Annotated in this window: 2 protein-coding genes; both read left to right on the plus strand. The window is 65.8% G+C overall.

Annotated elements, in window-relative coordinates; genetic code table 11:
* Positions 1-216: 216 nt before the first annotated feature.
* Entirely contained in the window at positions 217-1,734 is a 1,518-nt protein-coding gene (gene istA, locus CYU59_RS24455; protein WP_293003784.1) for an IS21 family transposase, read from the plus strand.
* Positions 1,731-2,507 (plus strand): ATP-binding protein, encoded by a 777-nt coding sequence (locus CYU59_RS24460; protein ID WP_293003785.1) that lies wholly within the window; start codon positions 1,731-1,733, stop codon positions 2,505-2,507. Before istA ends, CYU59_RS24460 begins: the two co-directional genes overlap by 4 nt.
* The last annotated feature ends 132 nt before the right edge of the window (positions 2,508-2,639 follow it).

Here is a 2,639-nt window from a genome sequence, read left to right on the forward strand (position 1 = left end):
TGTCGGCGGACATGAAAAAATGCCCACTGGCGGACACGAAAGTGCCCATTAGCGGTCAATAAGTTCTGCCCACTGGCGGGCACGAAAGTGCCCGCTGGCGGCCATGAATCTGCCTAGACCTATCTGATGCTGTCCGGCGCGTCAGCGCCGTGGCGGCCTCTCCTGCGGTTTCGATGTCGATGCCTAGTCGACTCGACCACCCCAGGAGAGACCTACTTGAAGTCTGACGGAGAACTCATGGAAATACTGAATGCTTACGACCTGACCGGGTCCTTCCGCGCCGCCGCCGAGCTGTGCGGATGCTCGCACCACACCGTGAAAAAGGCGGTCGAAGATCGCAACGCTGGTTTGACGCCGGCCACTCGGCGGGCCCGGATGGTCGACGATTGGCGCGACGTCCTGGAGAGCTGGGTTTCTGATTCGAAGGGCAAGATCCGAGGCGACAAAGCCCACGACAAGCTGGTGGCGTTGGGATACACCGGCACTGACCGCACCACGCGGCGTGCGCTGGCGGAGATCAAAGCGCAATGGCGACTGGGTAATACACGCGTGCACCGGCCCTGGATCACCGAGCCCGGACTGTGGCTGCAGTACGACTTCGCCGATGGCCCGATGGTGGCCGGCCGCAAGATCGTGCTGCTGGTGGCGTGGCTGGCGTGGAGCCGCTACCGGGTGGTGATCGCGCTGCGGGACCGCACCGCGCCCAGTGTCTTCGCCGGGCTGGATCGGATCTTCCGCATCGTGGGGGGCGCCCCGACTTACCTGCTGACCGACAACGAGAAGACCGTCACGACCGGACACATCGCCGGAGTCCCGGTCCGCAACCGGGCCGCGGTTACTTTCGGCCGCTATTACGGCATTTCGGTGCTGACCTGTGAGCCCGCCGATCCCGCCTCCAAGGGTGGGGTGGAAAACGCGGTCAAACTCGCCAAAGCCGACATCGTGCCCACCGACACGAATCTGCTGCCCCAGTACGACTCTTTCACCGACGTCGAAGCCGCGTGCGCGGCGTTCGTGGCCGAGATCAACGCCCGGGTGCACCGCACGACGGGCCGCCGTCCGATCGAGATGCTTTCTCAGGAACGTCCTGCCTTGCATGCCGTGCCCGATCTGCCCCACACCGCCGCGTTGGGGGTGACCCGCCGGGTTCCCGACAACACCCCGATGGTGACTTTCGAACACTGCCAATACTCGCTTCCGGCAACACTATTGGGACAGACGGTGTGGATCCGCCACCACGACGGCACCGGCGAAGTGGTGATCTGCGCCCTCGATGACGGCGGCCCCGTCGAAGTGGCCAGGCACCGGCGTGCCACCCCGGGAAGCCCTGCCATCGACGACGCTCACTTCCCCGAACACCACGACAAGGTCCCCGGCGACTACCGCCTCCGCGCCCGCACGGTATCGGAGCAGACGTTCCTGGCGTTGGGCCCCGGTGCGGCGGTATGGCTCAAGGAAGCCGCCGCGGTGGGCACTGAACGCATTCTGCAGAAGATGGCTCACGCCGTCGAACTGTCCGTGCTGGCCGGCCGCGCCGATGTCGACTGGGCACTCGGGCATGCCGCTGTGCACGGCCGGTTCGCCACCGGCGACCTGGATTCCATCCTCGCGGCCAAGGGCCTGGACCTGACTCGGCGCGGCGCGGACGAAGACACCTCCCTGGCCCAAGGCACCGCCGGGTGGAACCTGTTCGGCCGCACCATCATCGATGCCGACGAGGCAGGCATCGCATGACCACCACCACGACCACTGCGGCGTTGTCAGCCGACGTCGAAGCGCTGATGCGTGGGCTGCGGTTACCGCACGCACGCGCAATCGCCGCCGACGTACTGGCCACCGCCCGCGCCCAACGCTGGGACCCCACCGAGGTCATCAAAGCACTGCTGACCGAGGAAGCCGCCGGCCGCGCCCGCTCCATGCTGGCTTCCCGCCGCAAAGCCGCCGGATTCCCGACCGGGAAAACCTTCGACGCCTGGGACCCAGGGGCCTCCTCCATCCCGTTACCCACCCAACAGGCGCTGCAGACCCTGGAATGGGTTGGGCGCCACGAGAATCTGGTGGTCTGCGGGCCCGCCGGCACCGGCAAGACGTTCTTCCTCGAAGCACTCGGACAGAAGGTCATCGAAGCCGGAATGCCGGTGGCGTGGTTCACCCTCGAACAAATCGGGGTGCTCGTCCGCGCCCACCGCGCCGATGACTCCCTGGGCAAGGCGGTGGCCAAGATCGTGCGCGCTGAGCTCGTCGTCATCGATGACGTAGGACTCTTGCCGGTCGGTGCCGATGCCGCCGAAGGGCTTTACCGCATCGTCGAGGCCGCCTATGAGCGCAAGTCGGTGGCGATCTCGTCGAACCTGCACCCCAGTGGCTTCGACGAGCTGATGCCCAAAACACTGGCCACCGCCACCATCGACCGACTGCTGCACCACGCGCACCTATGCCAAACCAGCGGCGACTCCGTGCGACTGGCCCAAGCCCTGCACGGGAAAGGAGTCAAATCCTTGACCTGACATCGGCCTCACCGACCGGTGGCGGATGCACCCCTCATGGGCAGATTCGTGTCCGCCACTGGGCAGTTCTTAACGGCCACCTACAGGCATTTCTCACGTCCGCCCACGGGCAGTTTCAGCTGTCCATTGACA

Origin of the sequence: Mycobacterium sp. (assembly GCF_002863225.1) — a bacterium.
GTDB lineage: Bacteria > Actinomycetota > Actinomycetes > Mycobacteriales > Mycobacteriaceae > Mycobacterium.

Coding starts and splice junctions, on each gene's coding strand:
- CYU59_RS24460 (WP_293003785.1), top strand. CDS start 1,731: ATGACCACCACCACGACCACTGCGGCGTTGTCAGCCGACGTCGAAGCG.